18 protein-coding genes and 1 pseudogene are annotated in these 19,280 nt (G+C 41.9%); 13 read left to right on the forward strand and 6 right to left on the reverse strand.

Annotation, left to right across the window (positions count from 1 at the left end; genetic code table 11):
- Positions 1–199: 199 nt before the first annotated feature.
- Positions 200–739 (forward strand): NUDIX hydrolase, encoded by a 540-nt coding sequence (locus tag ASV53_RS13725; protein ID WP_094957475.1) that lies wholly within the window; start codon positions 200–202, stop codon positions 737–739.
- A gap of 96 nt (positions 740–835) precedes the next feature.
- Here the strand turns inward: ASV53_RS13725 and ASV53_RS13730 are convergent, their stop codons facing one another.
- Positions 836–1,918: a DUF6765 family protein gene (locus ASV53_RS13730; RefSeq protein WP_094957476.1), complete on the reverse strand. Its 1,083-nt coding sequence runs from the start codon at positions 1,916–1,918 to the stop codon at positions 836–838.
- 188 nt (positions 1,919–2,106) lie between these two features.
- Here ASV53_RS13730 and ASV53_RS13735 point away from each other — a divergent pair, with 188 nt between their 5' ends.
- Together ASV53_RS13735 and ASV53_RS13740 are read left to right on the forward strand one after the other, a co-directional pair.
- Positions 2,107–2,712, forward strand: coding sequence for a YceI family protein (locus ASV53_RS13735; RefSeq protein ID WP_062687872.1), 606 nt, complete (start codon positions 2,107–2,109; stop codon positions 2,710–2,712).
- A gap of 40 nt (positions 2,713–2,752) precedes the next feature.
- Positions 2,753–2,968 carry a DUF3820 family protein gene (locus ASV53_RS13740; RefSeq protein ID WP_094957477.1) on the forward strand — a complete coding sequence of 72 codons (216 nt, stop codon included), beginning with the start codon at positions 2,753–2,755 and terminating at the stop codon, positions 2,966–2,968.
- Between the two features lie 103 nt (positions 2,969–3,071).
- Here ASV53_RS13740 and ASV53_RS13745 read toward each other — a convergent pair whose 3' ends face one another.
- A complete protein-coding gene (locus ASV53_RS13745; protein ID WP_094957478.1) occupies positions 3,072–3,953 on the reverse strand; it encodes a B12-binding domain-containing radical SAM protein in 882 nt (293 codons plus the stop codon).
- 162 nt (positions 3,954–4,115) lie between these two features.
- The gene (locus ASV53_RS13750; protein ID WP_094957479.1) at positions 4,116–4,928 is read right to left on the reverse strand and encodes an enoyl-CoA hydratase/isomerase family protein; all 813 of its coding nucleotides are present in this window, start codon (positions 4,926–4,928) and stop codon (positions 4,116–4,118) included.
- Positions 4,929–5,063: 135 nt separating this feature from the next.
- Between ASV53_RS13750 and ASV53_RS13755 the strand changes: the two genes are divergently transcribed.
- The 3 genes and pseudogenes from ASV53_RS13755 (at position 5,064) to ASV53_RS13765 (ending at position 10,637) form a co-directional block, all read left to right on the forward strand.
- On the forward strand, positions 5,064–6,014 hold the full coding sequence (locus ASV53_RS13755) for a LysR family transcriptional regulator (RefSeq protein ID WP_094957480.1): 951 nt from the start codon (positions 5,064–5,066) through the stop codon (positions 6,012–6,014).
- A gap of 378 nt (positions 6,015–6,392) precedes the next feature.
- Positions 6,393–8,578 (forward strand): annotated as a pseudogene (locus tag ASV53_RS13760) (immunoglobulin-like domain-containing protein).
- 487 nt (positions 8,579–9,065) lie between these two features.
- Positions 9,066–10,637: an ATP-binding cassette domain-containing protein gene (locus ASV53_RS13765; protein ID WP_094957481.1), complete on the forward strand. Its 1,572-nt coding sequence runs from the start codon at positions 9,066–9,068 to the stop codon at positions 10,635–10,637.
- Positions 10,638–10,732: 95 nt separating this feature from the next.
- Here ASV53_RS13765 and ASV53_RS13770 read toward each other — a convergent pair whose 3' ends face one another.
- Complete coding sequence (locus tag ASV53_RS13770) at positions 10,733–11,077, reverse strand: hypothetical protein (protein ID WP_094957482.1); 345 nt, start codon at positions 11,075–11,077, stop codon at positions 10,733–10,735.
- Positions 11,078–11,405: 328 nt separating this feature from the next.
- Here ASV53_RS13770 and ASV53_RS13775 point away from each other — a divergent pair, with 328 nt between their 5' ends.
- A complete protein-coding gene (locus ASV53_RS13775; RefSeq protein WP_094957483.1) occupies positions 11,406–11,957 on the forward strand; it encodes a sugar O-acetyltransferase in 552 nt (183 codons plus the stop codon).
- Positions 11,958–12,042: 85 nt separating this feature from the next.
- Here the strand turns inward: ASV53_RS13775 and yddG are convergent, their stop codons facing one another.
- Positions 12,043–12,927, reverse strand: coding sequence for an aromatic amino acid DMT transporter YddG (yddG, locus tag ASV53_RS13780; RefSeq protein ID WP_094957484.1), 885 nt, complete (start codon positions 12,925–12,927; stop codon positions 12,043–12,045).
- Between the two features lie 268 nt (positions 12,928–13,195).
- Positions 13,196–13,591 (reverse strand): ACT domain-containing protein, encoded by a 396-nt coding sequence (locus tag ASV53_RS13785; RefSeq protein ID WP_094957485.1) that lies wholly within the window; start codon positions 13,589–13,591, stop codon positions 13,196–13,198.
- A 140-nt stretch (positions 13,592–13,731) separates the two neighbouring features.
- Between ASV53_RS13785 and ASV53_RS13790 the strand changes: the two genes are divergently transcribed.
- The 6 genes from ASV53_RS13790 to ASV53_RS13815 all read left to right on the forward strand — a co-directional run.
- Positions 13,732–14,736 carry a LacI family DNA-binding transcriptional regulator gene (locus ASV53_RS13790; RefSeq protein WP_094957486.1) on the forward strand — a complete coding sequence of 335 codons (1,005 nt, stop codon included), beginning with the start codon at positions 13,732–13,734 and terminating at the stop codon, positions 14,734–14,736.
- A 327-nt stretch (positions 14,737–15,063) separates the two neighbouring features.
- On the forward strand, positions 15,064–15,399 hold the full coding sequence (locus ASV53_RS13795) for a PTS sugar transporter subunit IIB (protein ID WP_062687880.1): 336 nt from the start codon (positions 15,064–15,066) through the stop codon (positions 15,397–15,399).
- A gap of 4 nt (positions 15,400–15,403) precedes the next feature.
- The gene (locus ASV53_RS13800; RefSeq protein ID WP_062687881.1) at positions 15,404–16,735 is read left to right on the forward strand and encodes a PTS sugar transporter subunit IIC; all 1,332 of its coding nucleotides are present in this window, start codon (positions 15,404–15,406) and stop codon (positions 16,733–16,735) included.
- Positions 16,736–17,113 carry a PTS lactose/cellobiose transporter subunit IIA gene (locus tag ASV53_RS13805; protein WP_094957487.1) on the forward strand — a complete coding sequence of 126 codons (378 nt, stop codon included), beginning with the start codon at positions 16,736–16,738 and terminating at the stop codon, positions 17,111–17,113.
- Positions 17,094–17,975, forward strand: coding sequence for a DUF7916 family protein (locus tag ASV53_RS13810; protein WP_094957488.1), 882 nt, complete (start codon positions 17,094–17,096; stop codon positions 17,973–17,975). The genes ASV53_RS13805 and ASV53_RS13810 overlap by 20 nt, the downstream gene beginning before the upstream one ends.
- Positions 17,976–18,116: 141 nt before the next feature.
- On the forward strand, positions 18,117–19,280 hold a 1,164-nt coding region (locus ASV53_RS13815), incomplete at its 3' end, for a glycoside hydrolase family 20 zincin-like fold domain-containing protein (RefSeq protein ID WP_145958735.1).

A 19,280-nucleotide genomic window follows, 5' to 3' on the forward strand; every position in this document is an offset into this window, starting at 1 on the left:
AACAAAAGTTCTGTGTGTTAACATTCGCAACGAGATTTAAAATTAAACGATATGTTTTTCACATGCTTTAGTGCGTCTTTTTTGCATGGAACGACGTAATAATATGCTGTCTAGTGCGTACTAAGGTTCGGTGTGCCTCTGGCATCGTTGTCAAAAATCATTACAATGGCGCCTTCGTTTTTTATTGAGTGCCACCACCATGCGATTATTAAAATCCTCTACACATCCTGATTTAACTGAATTGGCAGGATCGGTGTTCCATCGCCGTGCTGCGAGAGGGATAATTTTAGATGGTGACAATATTCTCATGCTTTACACTGCGCGTTATCACGATTACACCTTACCTGGTGGTGGTGTTGATGATGGTGAAGATTTGGTTGAAGGTTTGATCCGTGAACTTGAAGAAGAAACGGGTGCACAAAATATTCGAGACATTCGCGAGTTCGGCATGTATGAAGAATACCGCCCTTGGTACAAACCAGAGCATGATATTGTTCATATGGAGTCTTACTGCTACGTGTGCACGATCGATGCAGAGCTGGGTGAAACCAAGTTTGAAGATTACGAAATCAAAAATGGTATGAAGCCTGTGTGGATGAATATCTTCGAGGCCATTGCCCATAATGAAGACACCATGGCCAATAGCGATAAGAAAGGCATGTCGATAGAGCGTGAGACCTTCTTATTGAAGAAAATTGTCGAAGAGCTGATTGAACAGCCCTTGCAGAAAGCATCGTAAGCTTTACCGCTAACACTCCACCTTCGGGTGGTTTTTTGTTAGCTATCGAATCAGTCAAATTAAGCTGATTCGATAGAGATTAATGAAACTAGCTTGTTAGGCGACACAAATACCATACTTAGGAAGCACATCTCTTATAATGTCTAGCCTATATGTTTTGAGTGCATCGTGAAAATATTTCCAGTCAGAAGTTATAAAGCTTTCATCGTAGTGATAAGTAATTAGATCACTAGACATTGGAAAAGCAACAGCTTTTCCTCGCGCAATTTCTTTCCAACTACCTTTTCCGTGAGCTAAAAATTTCAGCTCAACAGGATCAAAATTAAACTTTCCTTGCGATATCCACTTTAACCATTGTTTGTGTCGCTCTTCTCCATTCTCATCTTTGAACTGTTTCAATGCGTTTTCAATAAGTTTTAATTTTTCTGGAGGCATATCATCTTGACTATCAATATTCATTGATTCATCTTCTTCAAGGTAACATTTAATGACTTTGTACATTTGGTTGGCTGCTTTTAAGAAGTCTTGAGTGTTATCTCTCTTGATAGTGTTACCTTCTCCATCTTCGTAAGTCCAAGTAATGTATGGACGGTCTGGAAAAGAAAGTGCAGGCCCATGGCCGAGTGGTGATACTGATGACACGCTCCAGTTCAGAATGCTATCCCTAACTCTATCTAGTAAGCTTTCATCTTCGTCAGATTCAATATTTTTCACATCATTAATTTTATGGCTAACACCAGCGAAGCCTTGGTGAGAAAATGTATCGGCATACACATGTAGAGCAATTCCCATAATATATAGACTAAGTGGGGTTTGACGATATTTACTGACTGAACGGAGCATATCTCGAGCAACAGGGCTATCTGGTTTACAGACTAAACGCTCAATAAAACCACCATTCGGTATCGAGCCGCTCTTCAGACCATCGTTTCCAGGCAAAAAATGAAATGGGATCCATGCTAAGTGGTTAGCGAGTTCATTTCCATTTCTATAGTCCAGCATTTTATGAGCGGATGATATTCGATTGAACATTGCACCATTTTGGAATCTTATAGGCTCCGAGTTTGTTGCTTCATCTACATATTGTGCGCAGTATGCTAGTTTTTCTGCATTGGTATGTTCCATACCTGCCATTCTAGCAACAACATAAGTTAAAGTATGATGTCCATCAATTTGCATTTTAAATACTCCAGTGTGATTGTTTTTTATACAGTACTGGATGTTTGGCTAGTATTCTTTTGTTGTAGTCACAGATAGAAATGTGCAGCTAGATGCTTAAAGCGAAAGAGTGCTCTGCGGTGTTACGCTGCTCACCCAATAAATCATCTATAGTTTTAATCATCACAACTCATTGTAAGGGAAAATGAATGTTTAAAGCTAAAGCGCTATTGGTTGCACTCGCGATGGTTAATGCACCTGCGGCACTCGCGGATTGGATGTTAGAGAATGACAGTTCATCGATAAATTTTTTATCGGTTAAAAACGCAAGTGTTATCGAAAACCATTCTTTTTCTGCACTCGAAGGCACACTGTCAGATTCGGGAAAAGCGCATGTTGTGATTAGTTTAGCGAGTGTCGATACTAATATTGATATTCGTGATGAGCGTATGCGCACCATGTTGTTTAATACCGATTTGTTTCCTAGCGCAATTTTGGATGCTCAGCTTGATAGTAAACAGCTAGAAGCGATGCAGGTTGGTCAAACTCTTATGCTCCCAGTGTTGTTTACCCTAGAGCTTCACGGTCAGCAGCAAACGCTAGAAACAAACTTGCAGATCACCAAGCTTGAAAATGGCGATCTTCTTGCTAATTCCCTTCAGCCTGTGGTGGTTGATGCGGCTAAGTTTAAGTTAGATGGCGGGGTAGAAGCACTACGAGAAGTCGCCAAGTTGAATACCATAGTGCCGAGCGTGCCTGTTTATGTTTCGCTTCATTTTAAAAATACCCAAGTGCCATTAGATAGCGACAAATAACCTTGGTATTATCTATGCCAAGTTAATACAGGTTTGAGCTATGTTTCAGAAAGAACACTTGATAAAGCTCGCGAACATGAAGATGCCGTTTGGTAAATACAGTGGTCGCGTGCTTATTGATTTACCAGAAGAATATTTACTGTGGTTTAGAAAGCAGGGCTTCCCAGAGGGTGAGCTGGGTACATTAATGGCCTTGGCTTTAGAGTTTCAAATTGAAGGCTTAGAATCTGTAATTCGACCTTTAAAGCGAGTGTGATTATTTTTTCAATTTAACTCTTGGTTGGTAAGCCCATAGTATCATTGGTGTATCGCAGAAAATTAAAGCCATTATAGGAGCTATAATGGCTTTAATTTGGATATTAAAACCGTCCCACGTAAGCTTTTCCGATTAAAGTCTCGTCCTTGCTTCGTAGGTACTTATTGATAGAAGCCAACATTTCTGGTTTGCTCTCTTTAATTGATCCTTTTATCGGTAATAAATTAGAAGCGTGGGTACCATCGACGTATAGATCTTCTAGTTCTATATGTTCCAGTAGCATCTTCATTTCTTCCAATACTTCATAAGGGTCAAGTAACCTAAAATCACCTTTGACAGTTTGTCTGAACAAAACAGTGCCTTCCATTGGTACCGTTGTTAATGTTCCTAATAGATGAGGTTTCATCTGATTAATTAACTGAGCCGTTTTTTTAGCATGAATCTGCGAAAGTTGACCATTACCTCCCAGCCCAATCATTACCATTGCGACTAATTTAATTCCGGACTGAACGATATTGGTACCTGCTTCAAGCATCTCTTCGGCGGTTACCCCTTTTCGTACTGCTGCTAGCACTTCATCAGAACCTGATTCCATCCCAAGATAGGTCATGGTTAGCCCTGCTTTCTTTAATTGCATCAGTTCTTGCTGCGTCTTACTCAGTGTACTTTGCGGCCCAGCGTATGTACTTACATGGCTTAGCTTTGGAAAAGTAGAGTAAAGCTCGGACAATATTTCCAACAGCATGCTTGTGGGAAGCGAAATTGCATCTCCATCGCTTAAGAACACTTTTTCAACGTTGGCGCCAAAGGCCTTTTTTGCCATTTGTATATCTTCTTTAAGATCGTCGATAGGACGAACTCGATAACGAATATCTTTATACATCGAACAATAGGTACATTTGTTGTATGAACAGCCAACAGTGCATTGCAATATATACGCATCAGCTTCTGGTGGTGGACGATAAATATTACCTTCGTATCTCATTAATCACCTCATGGGGAAATTATATTGTTAATATACTTATTATTAATCAGGTAGATAATTCTATTTATTCACTTGATCTAATCATCGAGCAGCTATCTGATGCTAAGTAAAAAGGCAGCGAAAATATTTTGTACAGCTGCCTTTGATGATTTTGAGTTTCACCTATTTTGTTAGTTCGGCAGCAGTGTCCACAAAGATCCCTTGGATATCTTTTGCCTCACGCTCAGTTTGTCCTCCGTGCTTTAGAAACGCGGTTATGATTGCTTGGGTCTTATTTTCTTTTGCGCGCTCTAAAAAGTAGCGTAACTCTAATTCTGCACCCGTATTTTCATCGTTAATTGATGCCTCGATGATCGCTTTATACATCACGATATCTCGAACTTCTAACTGACTAATGACGCCAAGCATCTGACCTAAGAAGGCATCCATTTCTGCCTTCGGTACATACTGAGTAATAATGTTTAATGCTTCAGCTTGCTGAGCAGTAAAATCATTACCCACAAGCAATGCTTGTAACGCTTTGTTTTTTCCCATTCTGCGAGCGAATTGCACCGCACCTTGTCCGCCAGTGGGAATGTTGACGTGAATTTCGGGCTGAGCAAAAGCAGAGTTCTCAGTGCCGTAAGCGAGATCACATGCCATTACGAACTCGTTACCGCCCCCACGAGCGACACCGTCTACAACGGCCACAGATACCTGCTTCATGGCTTTGATATTGGTAATCATATGATTAAATTCAATCGATGCCGCTTGGCCACCCTGAGTACCATTGATCACATTTAGATCTAAGTGAGCCAAGAAAAACTGTTCGTGCAGTGATTTGAATACCACTACTTTTGTATCGCGGTCATCTTTTAGCGATAGCACGAATTCGTTCAGTTCATTGATCAGTTCAATCGTTAAAACATTCACTGGTGGATTATTGATAGTTACTGTGGCAATGCCGCTGTTGTGGGTAATCGATAATGTGTTCATGGTGTATTCCTCATGTGACTAAATGGTCTTTATTAGTGTAAGACCTCAATATGTAGTCACTATAAGTTTGTTATAGGTGAGGAAAAATGCTCAAATTGGCACATTATTGGTGCCTTTAATGCAACAAAGGTGGGTATGGATTTTTCTAGTCGGTTATTACTGCTACTTGAGGTAGTGGAACTCGGTTCATTTACTAAAGTGTCCGAGCAAAGAAATGTTGATAGATCGGTTATCTCTAAACACATAAGCAGATTAGAGAATGAGCTTGGTGTACGTTTGCTAAATCGCACAACACGCTCACTCTCTTTAACGGCAGCTGGTAATGAAATGGTGAATCAAGCCAAATCATTACGAACACTATTAAGTGACACTCATCGGCTGGCACAGAATTACCATGCTGAGCCCAAAGGTGTATTGCGGATCACCAGCTCTACTTTGTTTGGTCGTCAATATGTTCAGCAAGCAGTGTTGGCATTTCAGCAACAATACCCAGATGTCGATATTGAATTACGTTTAGAAGATCGGGTTGTCGATATGGTAAGGGAAGGGTTTGATATTGGCTTTCGCATCGGTAAGCCAAAAAACTCGAGTCTGATCATCAGGAAAATTGCTCGTAACCGCTTATTGATTGTTGCATCGCCCGAGTTCATTCAAAAGCATGGAGAAATTAAAACAGTTGAACAGTTGGAATCATTACCCGCTACTGTTTATGCAGCGCCTGGGCTCTTGATCGATAAATTCAGGTATTTAGATGAGAGTAAAGAAAGTAAGCACTGTCTGTTGAAGGTTGTTTATAAAGTGAATGATGTTGAAATGGTCACGAAAAGTGCGTTGGCTGGTAATACGCTAGCCGTCGTAACAGCGCAGATGATTGAAAACGAAATATTGGACGGTAAACTCATCCCGATAATGACGCACCTTCACTTAGAGGATTTCGGTACTTTTTACGCCGTGTACCCCCACAGAGATGCTCCCATCAAAACAAAATTGTTCATTGATATGCTGAAATCCATCGTAGGTGAAGATATACCAACATGGGAAAAGAATATCCCTCATTTTGAAGAAATGTATGGCCGAACGAAGTAGGGTGTTTTTCAGCCTGTATACGAACGGCTTTTTCACGCTTCATGCTATCTATTGCTTGTTATTAGTTAATACTAGAGGAAATAATATAACGCATTGTTTTAATTGATAAATTAAGATGAGTATGATCGGTTGCTGGATGGGAGCTTATACAAGTTACTGAAAGGCAAGCTCTATCAATCATAAAATATGATGCTAGATGGGTATATTGGTAAAATCGTCAATTTTAAAATATAGCTAATTTCCAAAATGTGACAGAAGATCTCAATCTCATAAATAACAGTACATTGAAGTATAAATTTCTGTACCTAAACACAAATTTTGATGACTAAAATAAGTGTCATGGCTGTGACAACCACAGCGACTTTTGTGGAATTAGAAATGTTAAAACGTAATGCACTCCAACTAGCAATATCTGTAGGCATCGCTGCTTTTTCTGGCGCAGCACACGCTGATAGCGCAAAAATGGTTAACCCGGAAGCGGGTGTAGTCGTTGGTTACTGGCACAACTGGTGCGATGGCGCTGGTTACAAAGGTGGTAATGCGCCATGCGTGACATTGGAAGCGGTGAACCCAATGTACAACGTGGTGAATGTTTCTTTCATGAAAGTGTTCGATGTGGCTGAAGGTCGTATTCCGACATTTCGTTTAGACCCAACCATAGGTTTGTCTGAACAAGAATTTATCAATCAAATTGGTGAGCTGAACAAGCAAGGTCGCTCTGTGCTAATCGCGCTAGGTGGTGCAGACGCTCACGTTGAATTGAAAAAGGGTGATGAGCAAGCATTTGCTGAAGAGATCATTCGACTTACCGATGTTTACGGTTTTGATGGTTTAGATATCGATTTAGAACAAGCCGCTGTAACAGCCGCGGATAACCAAACCGTTATTCCTGCCGCGCTGCGTATCGTAAAAGATCACTATAAAACACAAGGTAAAAACTTCCTGATTACCATGGCACCTGAGTTTCCATATTTAACCTCGGTAAATACGTACCATACATTGAGAACCTTGAAGGTTACTACGACTGGATTAACCCGCAGTTTTATAACCAAGGTGGCGATGGTATTTGGATTGAAGGCGTTGGCTGGATTGCTCAAAACAACGATGCGTTAAAAGAAGAGTTTATTTACTACATTTCAGATTCGCTCGCTAACGGTACACGTGGCTTCCATAAAATTCCTAGCAGCAAACTGGTATTTGGTATTCCATCAAGCATTGATGCTGCTGCAACAGGTTATGTGCAAGATCCACAAGATCTTTACGATGCATTTGAGCGCCTTAACAAGCAAGGTCAACCACTGCGCGGTGTCATGACCTGGTCGGTGAACTGGGATATGGGCACTAATGCGTCTGGTCAAGCCTACAGTGAGAAGTTCATTAACGACTATGGTCCATTTGTACATGGCCAAACACCACCGCTGCCACCTGCAGAAGGCGAACCTGTTTTTAAAGGTGTAGAGAATGCTCGCGTATTGCACGGTGAGGTGTTTAATGAGTTAGCGAATGTTACGGCTTCTGATAAAGAAGATGGCGATCTAACCGGTTCTATTGTTGTAGAGGGCAGTGTCGATGTTCGTCAGGTTGGGACATACGTTTTAACTTACCGAGTACAAGACAGCGATGACAACGAAACAGTACAAGCACGTAGTGTTGAAGTGTATAGCCAAAAGCCAGTGTTTAATGGCGTGAAAGATACCAATGTACTGATTGGCGCAACGTTTGATCCTTTAGAAAATGTAACAGCAACGGATGCGGAAGACGGTGAACTGACTGATCATATCCGCGTGACTGGGACTGTTGATACAAATCGTGCAGGTAGCTACACCCTTCAATACTCGGTGACTGATAGCGCAAACCAAACGGTACGTGCGGAACGTAAAGTCGTTGTAAATGATGGCAGTAGTTGTGTGAATGAATGGAATACAGCCACAACCTATGTAGAAGGCGACCAAGTTTCGCATAATGGTGCGACTTGGGAAGCAGGCTGGTGGACGCGTGGCGATGAACCAGGCACAACTGGTGAGTGGGGCGTGTGGAAAAAAGTCTCTGACAGTTCATGTGGTGGTGAAACGCCCGATCCAGATGCTGAGCTTAATATCGCAGGTCTTGCCTCTGAGTATGTGGCTGTGAATGGGGAAGTGCGTTTGTCGCTAACGCTAACTGCGAATGAAGCACTTGATGTCACCGTGATGGCATCTAATAGTGCAGGCGTTGTGATGAATCAAGCCAAAGTAAACCTTGTTGATTCCAAAGCGATCACGCTTGATATCTTTAACGCTGATGCAGGTCGCTACACATTAGACGTCGCGGGTACAACAGCGGACGGTGAAATGGTGGTATTTACCGCGCCATTTACTATTAAAGAAGAAGGCACAGTAACGCCACCTCCAGGTGATTACCCACCATATCAAGCAGGTGTTAGTTACCAAGCGGGTGACAAAGTACTAGGTACAGATAACGGGGTTTATGAATGTAAGCCGTGGCCATATACAGCATGGTGCGCCAGTGCATCGTATGCCCCAGCTGATAGCCTGTACTGGCAAGATGCTTGGACAAAACTGTAATTCTTCGTAGATGAAGCATTCTGCCTAATTACATAGATGCTGTTCGAGTAAAGCACCACAACCGTGGTGCTTTTTTCATTTTAACGCTTTTTTATTACGTAGCGAGAGGTACGTCGAGCCTGTAGCCTAAGTTGGGTTGACTCTTTACAAGCTATTCAGATAAAATCGATTGCATCATTTCTATAGGATTTAACGCCATAATGAAGTACTAACGTCCTGACATCCAATTACTATCAAATTATTTGGACTCTCGGGGTTAGTGGGCGTTACTTCGTCATCTCTATCTTGCAGAAAATATCACTATTGTCATTAAAGAGCGGTTTTACCTGTTCTTCGACGATCGTATTCAAGTAACGACCAAGTCTTTCTATAAGGTTTTATTTTTATAAAACTAGGTATTCGCATATTCATAATGCCAATATAACCAATCGCTTATAGAAGAAGACAAGCCCCTTTTACAGCTTTAAACGTAAAGGGAGGTATTCTTATGCCTGCATTATTTACACATAAATTGTCATTTCAGCTCGATACGGGCGAGTGGTTATTTCGTGATCTTAACTTTAGCCTGACCAACCGTCTTACAGGGATGGTGGGTCGAAATGGCGTCGGTAAATCTGTATTTCTATCGCTATTACTGGGTGAAACGTGTCCGACCTTAGGTAACGTGACACGTCAGGGAAAAGTCGCGCATTACTCCCAGTTGCCGTCAGAATTGTTATCGAGCAAACGACAGATCGCTGAGTTTCTGGGAATCAAAAAGAAGCTGATAGCGTTACAGGCTATCGAGCAAGGTAGTTGTGAACAACGCGACTTTGACTTGATCGGTGAAGATTGGGATATAGAGGCTCAAACGCTCAGCGTGCTAAAAGCATTGCGGATTGATGCCAGTCTTGATGACTATTGCCATTCTTTAAGTGGTGGACAATTAGCCTTGTTACAGCTGCATCTCTTGTTTCAATCAGACGCAGATATTTTGTTACTCGATGAGCCGTCTAACCACTTAGACAGCCAAAGTCGGGCGTGGTTGATTGAGCAACTTAACCAATTTGACGGGCAAGTGCTGCTTATCAGTCATGATCGAGAATTACTCAGGCATGTTGATGCTATTTATCAACTTACGGGTTTAGGGCTAGGCTACTTTAAGGGGAACTATGATGTTTTCTTGGCGCAATCCTCAGCCAAATCTGAGGCCTTAGATAAAAAAATATTATACCTTAGCGCTGAACAAAGACGGTTAGAGCGTCAGGCTCAAGTCAATAAAGAGAAAGCGCAGCAGCGTGAAGCGCATGGAAATAAGCTAAGGAAAACAGGCAGCCAGCCCAAAATCTTACTCGATGCCATGAAAGATAAAGCAGGGCAAAGCCGATCTGCTGCTGTAACCAACCAACAGAACCAGCAAGAGCGAAACCTCGATAAACTGCAGGTGTTGAAAAAACAAAGGGAGCAGCTGAAACCCCAAGCCTTGTACTTGCAGCAATCTACGGCAGTGAAGAAAAGATCATTACTGAATGTTGAAAAGTGTCAATTGAAGTATGGGAGTGGCAATCCATTGTCATTCACTTTGTCGCATGCTGAACGCTGTTATCTGCAAGGTGACAATGGCTGCGGTAAATCGACCTTATTGAAAGCGATCCAAGGTGCGCATACTGACTATACAGGTACGATTAAATTGAATGTAGATACTGTCTATCTCGATCAACATTTTGGCTTACTTGAAATCGAATCCACTCTGTTAGAAAGCTTGTTCAAACGCAGTGATGGATTAACAGAAAGCGATGCACGAATTTTATTGGCAGGAATCGGTTTTCGGCGAGATGCCGTGTACCGCAAGGTTGTATGCCTGAGTGGTGGTGAAAAAATGAAGCTTGCTATGCTTATTGTCAGCCATGCTGCGCATTCGCCATTACTGCTGTTAGACGAACCCGATAACCATCTAGATATCGAATCAAAGCAGATTTTAGCCGCAGCACTGAATGACTACAGAGGGGCTTTCATTTTAGTGAGCCATGATGGTGATTTTGTCGCGGAGGTTGGAGTAAATAAAACCATTTTTATGTGATGGTATGTAGTAGAAGGGGCTAAATAGAGTAAATTAAGCGCCTAGAGCTAGAGCGCTTAATTTTTTAGTACACAAAGACTTAATCTGTCAAAATCTTAGTGCTTAAATGTATTGCTTTCATTGTCACTGGTAGCCGTTAAATCGCCCGCAGGATTGATCAGGTGAGGCAATATTTTAGCTAGGTTTAGTTCTATGTCTTGGTCTTGTACCGGATCGATAACTTCGTTATACCACCCCAGCAATCCTAGTACCGAATAGCCAATCGCATCATCGCTTTCGCGGTGCTCTAAAATGATCTGTAGAAAGCGTAGGATTGCTTTGTCATTTGATTTCGCTTGCTCACGTGTCTCATGAAAGATCTGTGTGGCTTCAACGACCAAACCTTCGTATTCAGTCTCAATTGCGACCTTAAATGAACCACCATCAACGGAAATTTTCATATCAATACAGCCTGTTATTCTAATTGCTATGAATTTTAACGGATAATCTAGGAATTGTCGCTAAACGCGCTTCAATCAATCGACAGGAGCACGTACTTGTTCTGTCTACATCTTTAGTTAGACCCGTGATCCAAAATACTTAACTAAAGTGTTCAATAAATCTGCTATTGATAAGGTGAATGCTAATGCGCTAGGGAGAGTGAGATCCGGTTCACCTTTATTTTATGCCACATCTTTTAAAGTTTGGCCGCAAGCTTGAGTTGGTCACTATCAAATAGCTGCGTGAAATAAAAATAGAGTAATTAAAGAATGGGTGTGGAGTATGAAGATGACTGAATTTGAAAAGATGGTACAAGGATCGAATTTTGATGGGCTCGATCCAGAAATTACCGAGATCAGAAATCGTTCGTTTGCACTTCAGCAAGAGATTAACCGAGTCCCTATCGGTAATGCACAGCACTTGTGGCAAGAGTTACTCGCAAATTTTGGGGAAGAAACTTTAATTTGTCCACCATTCCATTGTGAGTTCGGTAAGACGATTTCTGTTGGTTCAGGGTGTTTTTTGAATATGGGCATCACCATGCTAGATAACGCACCGATAGAAATTGGTAACAATGTACTCATTGGCCCCAGTGCCCAGCTTTATACGGCTAGCCATAGTTTGGATTATCGTTCTCGTCGAGCATGGGAAACACATAGCAAGCCCATTAAAATCGAAGATGATGTGTGGATTGGTGGCAATGTTGTTATTAACCAAGGGGTTACTATTGGTGCGCGTTCCGTTATTGCTGCAGGCTCTGTCGTGAATAAAGATGTTCCGCCCGATACATTGTATGGTGGCGTACCCGCCAAGAAAATTCGTGACTTGGATAATCAGTAACTGAATAGAGTTTGTCGGATTTAAGGTGCTATCCCCAACAAGCGCACTCTCTTATTGGGGATTCTCGTGATTATAAATGGCTGTTCTAGTTTTTCCGAGTTAGTACCCAGCAACTTAACGAAGCAATAGTCACCATGACCACACCTTGCCAAAAGGTCGCCGTTAGTTCGATATCGAGTAGCATCGCCGAAAAGAAAGTTGAAAAAATAGGCGTGAAATAAGACATGGTGGCTAACATCACCATATTGCCGTTAATGATGGCGATATTCCACAGTGCATAACCTGCGCCCATTGCAGTTGCCGCTAGAACCAAATCGATGCTTGCGTTTACCGAGAAAGTTAATGCAGGTTCGTTGCTAAAGGCGTACTTGATCCATAGCGCGATAGCAGTGCCAATGAAGAACCAAGTGATCGCATTTTCACCTTTTGCTAAGCGCTTAGTGAGGTTGCAATAGGTGGCCCACAAGAATGCCCCGATAAACGCCAAGCAGTAGCTAACAGGGTTAGAGGAGATATTTGTCGCAAGTTGAGCGATCGATAAGCCCTCATCGCCGCTTACTGTCCAAGCAACACCAAAGAATGAAAGTGCCATTGCAGGGTAAAGGGCAGGGTTAATCGATTTTTTGCTGGCTAATACGGCAAGTAAGACCGTTAAACTTGGCCATAAGTAATTAATGACACCCATTTCAACAGCTTGGTGTCGATCATTTGCCATGCCAAGTGCTAATGCTAAACACATTTCGTACGAAACAAATAGCGCACCACCTAATGCTAGGTATTTAATTGAAAAGCGTTTAAGGCTTGGTAAGCCGATAAAAATGGCCAGTAACGTCGAGCTGACGGTATATATCATTGCAGCCCCACCAATGGGGCCTAGTTGTTCTGTAACATTACGAATGAAAGCAACATTTGTGCTCCACAATAAAATGGCCATACAGCCAGCGAGTGTGTATTTATGGGTGGTGTTCAAGGTGGATACCGCAATAGTTAAGATAAATAGTAAAAAGCGCGGCTCTGTAATGCCTAGAAGGCGTCATACCTAGTTAGGTTAAAGGTAGAAGGAAAGTGTTCGGTTTACAGAGCAATAAACATGATGTGTATCGAAGAGATACTTTTCACCTGCGCACAATACATTAGGACTTGGCCTGGCGAAAAGGGAAAATTGCCAAAAGGGCAATATATTTCACCTTGAGGTACAAGTGTGCATCGCAGGGGGAGATTTATCTTGGTAAGCATGGCTAGTCAGAAAACTCAGCCAGCGCAGACATGGCAATATCGATTTTCTCTTGTTGAACAAAAATATGGTCATGGTAATAGGCTGCGATCACATTGGCACTGACATCATAGGACGCTAATTTACTGGCAACTGCAGCGGTTAAACCAACCGCCTCTAAGCTAGAGTGTACGGTTAGGGTAATGAGCTTAAAAACGCCATCAAAAGGTAAGCCTACATTGAGCGCATCTTGTTGTTTCAGTACCAGTGTTACACCTTCATCTTCATGGAAGAAGGCGATAGGTTTGAGTGTGAGGTAATCTTTGATCTCGCCTGTGACGGTACAAAAGACATAGCTATCTGCTTTTACTTTCGGTGACATTGTTTGTAATAATTCATTTAAGTCAGTAATTGCAGCCATATCATTTCCTTCCTATTTATTGCGCTACACCCTGTTTTTATTATGGATTAACTTGTGATGATGCGCTGTTAAAGATATTGAAATCTGGTATCTTTCTTAATTCAATAAGTTGTAACTTTGAATGTTATGCCGAGGGATGAATGGCGACAATATCGGATGTATCTCGCATTGCTGGTGTATCAAAAGCGACGGTATCACGTGTTATTAATGGAACAGGGCAGGTTAAAGAAAGTACCCGTTTATTGGTTAGGCAGGTTATGTCTGAGCTGGACTACAAGCCCAGTTCTGTGGCGCAAGCATTGGCAACGAAAAGTGGAAATAGTGTCGGTCTGGTGCTCTCTGATTTCACGGGTAGTTATTTCGGCATCTTGTTGAAGCAGGCATCTGTTAGCGCTGATTTGATGGGAAAGCAGTTATTAATTGCAGATGGGCATAATCACGCGGAATCAGAATTAAAAGCAGTTCATTCGCTGGTGGAAAAAAAAAGCGATGTGATTGTGTTGTACAGCCGTCAATTATCACCAGATCAGATCATCGCACTGAATCAATCGATTGATATTCCCTTGGTGAACGTAGGCCGTGAATTGCCTCAAGAAGCGGGGTATTCTATTGCGTTTGATCAAAAGCATGCGGTAGAGATGGCAGTGGATCACCTTGTTCAACTTGGTCACCGTTCTATGATGTACCTCGGACCAGAGCCTATTACACCGACATCAATTTCTCGACTGGCAGGCTTTAAAGATGCGATTAGTCATCGAGCTGAATTAGGAATCTCGACTCAGTTTAGTACATCTGAATTTGGTTACATTGAAGGCTATCAAGCTGGTAAAAAGATAGTAGCAAGTGGCATCTTGCCCACTGCCATGGTGATTGCTTCGGATGATATTGCGATTGGCTGTATAAAGGCGTTCACTGAATCAGGGATACAGATCCCGCGCGATATTTCTATCGTAAGCATCGATAACGATCCTTGTAGTCCATTTGTCACCCCCTCACTTACCACGGTTGATGTTCCTATTCAGGAAGTAATGGCACAAGCTATGTTGGTTGCTCAGCAACTGGTAGAAAGGAAAGGGGCTTTTGAATCAGAGATTATGCGTGGTCAGCTCATTATACGAGATTCAACCCAAGCCGCTTCACCGTAATACCGTTTACTCGCCACACATTCCTCCTCGATGCTAAATAGGCTGCTTTTTCATAAATGTTATGAGAACACAGCCTATAGAGCGTCTTATCTATTCTTCTAAAGATGCTCACCCTCTCAAACTTACCTTTAATACTCACTTTGTTGCACTTTGATAGATTGACTGACTTGGCAATTATAGCCAAATTAGCATGCGTTTTACTGCTTTCCTTAGTATAAATGAAACCGGTTTCAGTAACCGGTTTCATTAATAAGTAACATGATTAGAATGACGCTATTGAATATCAGATCGTGACGACCAAATTGTGACTACCTAAGGAGAGACAGTATGAAAATATTTTTATGTTGTGCTGCTGGCATGTCGACCAGCATGCTCGTGAGTAGGATGGAACAAGCAGCAAAAGAAAAAGGCTTAGTATGCGAAATTTCCGCGCATTCAATTTCAGAGTTTGAAGAGTGCATCAAGTGGAGCGATGTTTGTTTAGTGGCGCCACAAGTTAAATTTAAATACGAAGAATTTAAACGCATCGCGAACGAGCAAGGGAAAGGGTGCGGCCTGATAGATATGATGAATTACGGTTTATTGAAAGGTGATGCGGTGCTCATTCAAGCAGTGAGTTTGTATCACGAGCACGCAACAACTACCACAAGTACGGAGGGGTAGTGCAATGGCTATATTTGATAAAGTCCTTAGCTTTATAGAAAACGTTGTGGCCCCTACCGCTGGAAAAATATCAGCACAGCGACATATTAATGCGATAAAAGATGGTTTTGTCGCGACTATGCCATTTCTTATCGTGGGTTCATTGTTACTTGTTTTAGCATTTCCCCCGTCAGAAGGAAATTTCTTCTTTGATGGCTGGCACGGGTTGATCGACATCATTGGTAAAGACAATATCATGGCACCCTTCCAACTAAGCATGGGTATTTTTGCTTTATACGCCACGTTTGGTATCGGGTTCAGTTTGGCGGAATCTTATAAATTACGTGCGATGAACAGTGGAATGTTGTCGATGTTTGCCTTCTTACTTGCCGTTGCGCCAATGATCAGCGTGAAAGATGTAGGTAGCGTACTTCCTGGGGCATTTTTAGGGGGAACTGGCGCGTTTACAGCAATAATCTGTGGTTTATTTGTACCTGAGATGCAGCGATTACTGATTAAATATAATATTCGTATCAAAATGCCAGAAGCTGTCCCACCTAAAATTTCGGCATCGTTTGATCTTCTTATCCCTATCGTATTTATTTCCGTTATTGTTACAACAATTAACGTTTATCTAGGTCAGTATGATTTGCAAATCCCTTCTGCCATTATGCAACTGTTCCAGCCTTTAGTACTTGCATCGGATAGTTATATTGCTTGTTTAGTCGCGGTGTTAATTGTTCAATTGCTTTGGTTTAGTGGCATTCATGGTGGTTCGGTTGTTGGCGGTATTATAGGTCCAATGCTATTAATCAACCTTGGCTTAAATCAAGATGCTTTAGCTGCAGGACAACCTTTACCCGCTATATTCATTAACCCTGTGATGGATTTCTTCATCTTTGTTGGGGGAGCGGGTGGTACTTGGGGTTTGGTTGTATTAATGATGCGCTCTAAATCTACCCAATTGAAAACCATCGGTAAAATGTCGATTGTACCGGGCACATTTAATATCAATGAACCTGTGATTTTCGGTACACCGATAGTCATGAATCCTGTCTATTTCATTCCGTGGTTACTCGCGCCAACATTAAACACAACCATCGTCTGGTTGGCTTTCAAAACGGGCTTTGTTGCCAAAATTATTGCGATTCCACCTTGGACAATGCCAGCACCTATCGGGGCAATCATTGCGACGAATTCGGGAACAGCGGCGCTGGTTGTATTAAGCAGTGTTGTAGTAAGTAGCATTGTTTTCTATCCGTTCTTGAAAGTGCATGAAAAACAATTACTCGCAGAGGAAAAAGCGAATACTTCAACAGATGAAACCGAGGGCCTAGTCCCAACGGAGGCGAACTAAATGGACATGGTTATTCACAGTGGTGAGGATATTTCAGAAGAGTTTCTAATGACCTTACTGTGCCAAGTTGGAGAAGCGCGTGCGGCATGTATGGAAGCGATGGTCGTAGCCCGGCAGGGTGATCATCTGAAAGCGCAGTCTTTGCTTAAAGAAAGCGATAAAGCACTCGTTGCGGTTCATAAAACACAAACGTCTTTGATCGGCTTTGATGAAGGGGCTGGAAAAGTCAAAATGACCTTAATTCTGACCCATATTCAAGATCATATTATGACCACCATGCTTTGCCGAGATTTAGCGGAAGAGATGGTAGCTATTCAACATAAATTAACGCAATTAGAAGTTCAAAGGAATGAAAGCTATGCAGAAGCGAATATTTGATTATACAGCGCATGATTTTGAAATAGCCTCTCGCCAGCAATTGGTTGATAGTATTAGAAATTCGGAAGGCCGTACCGTTATGGTAGAGAATGTTGTCGCGATAACGCCTCCGATTGACATGGTATCAGGCGCTGAAATAGCGGCAGCCTTTGGCGCAGATATGATCACACTTAACTGCCTTGATGTGACCAAGCCTGCGATAAAAGTGTTAACTGAAACACCAGATGAAGTCATGACGGTTCAGCAGGTTAAAGCCGCAACAGGGCGTTTAATTGGTTGTAACTTAGAGCCAGTACCCAGTGATGTAACGCATGTTGATATTGGTCGAACAGTAACAAAAGAAACGGTAGAGCATGCGATTGAAATTGGGCTTGATTATGTAATGCTAACTGGCAACCCGGGTAATGCTGTTACACAAGAAACCATACTCGAAGCGATTGCGGTAGTACGTAGCGTCTCGAAAGATATCATCATTATTGCCGGTAAAATGCATGCGGGTGGGGTTGGGAATGACTATAACCTCAATATCGTTAGCCAATTTGCTGAAGCAGGGGCTGATGTCATGATGTTCCCTGCGCCTTATACCACACCAGGAGTCAGTGCTGACATGGCAAAAGCCATGATGGATGCAGTGCATGATAGCGGTATGTTAGGTATGTTAGCGATTGGTACCTCGCAAGAAGGTGCATCGCAAACCTATATCGAGCAAGTTGCCATGGCATGTAAAGCCGCTGGTGCTGATATTGTCCATATTGGTGATGGTGGTTATAGCGGCATTGCACCACCTGAAAATATCATGCAATTAGGATTAACGCTTCGCGGTCGTCGTCATCAATATAAAAGAATGGCGAATCGACGTTAATTGCATAAATGAATATTAAACAGCGTTAAAAGTACATAAAGAGGCATATATTTATATGCCTCTGACTTAACTTCATTGAAAGTTGTTGAACCACATCATTTAAAAATCTTCGTTATATGTTTTTATCATGGAGTAGATAAAATGAATCAGATAAAACTTCCGCTTAAAGTGCTAGCGGTTGCCTTAATGTCACAGCTTGCAATTAGTAACCTTGCTTATTCCGAAACATTCCATCCTAAAGCCAATGAACTCGAATTACTATGGAAGGTTGTTGATCATGATATAGGCGAAAATATATTTTTAGGAAGCTTAACCATTACTAATAATGGAACTGAAACGCTTGGTGATAAAGATTGGTCACTTTATTTTAGCTCGGTAAGGCCACCAGCATCTGCTTTACCGTCAGATAATATTGATGGAATAGCTGCACGAAAACAAATGTTAGACCAAAACGTATTATTAAGAAATGCAGACGATGCAGATAGCGGTGACTATTTTGTACTTGAGCCTGTGGCTGGCTTTAAGCCTATTTTACCGGGTGAATCTAGAGAGATCATGATCACCGCGCAATATTGGCAGATGCTGAAGAATGATTCTCCATCAGGTTTTCATATCGCATATAATGGCAAGGCACCTCATGCGATCTCCGTTGACGTTATGATGGACCCATCTGATCCTAAGCAGACGCGACAGAGCATTAACGACAATATGCCGGTTCAAACCGCCCAACTACGTTTCACTGAAAATAACGCAGAAAAATTGCAGGTTCCGGTGCAGCACCAAGTTGTTCCTCAGTTGCAGACGGTTGAGTTAAAAGACGGTGCATTCCTAACACTATTAGGCTGGACTGCTTCTATCAAAGCACCAGAAAGCTTACATAATGAAGCATTATATCTACAAAGCTCACTTAAAGACTTAATGAAGGGCGATTTCCCCATTAATGCGACAGATCCTAATATGGCGGGCATCATAAACTTAACCATTAACCCTTTATTAGATACAGATGCTGATGGTGTCGCAGATAAGGAAGGTTATCGATTAGATATCGATCCTTTCAATGGCATCACCATTGAAGGAAAAGACGCAAGCGGCGTATTTTATGGTATTCAAACATTGCGTCAGTTGATACCGAATGATGTGTATCAATCTTCTGTTAGCGCAAATAAAATGCAACATGCAGTATTACCTGCGATGACTGCACTTGATGCTCCAAGGTTTGAGTATCGTGGCATGATGCTTGATGTTGCCCGAAATTTCCAAAGTAAAGAGACTATTTTTAAATTAATTGATTTATTAGCTTATTAT

Source organism: Photobacterium sanguinicancri, from assembly GCF_002265265.1.
Taxonomy (GTDB): Bacteria; Pseudomonadota; Gammaproteobacteria; order Enterobacterales; family Vibrionaceae; genus Photobacterium; species Photobacterium sanguinicancri.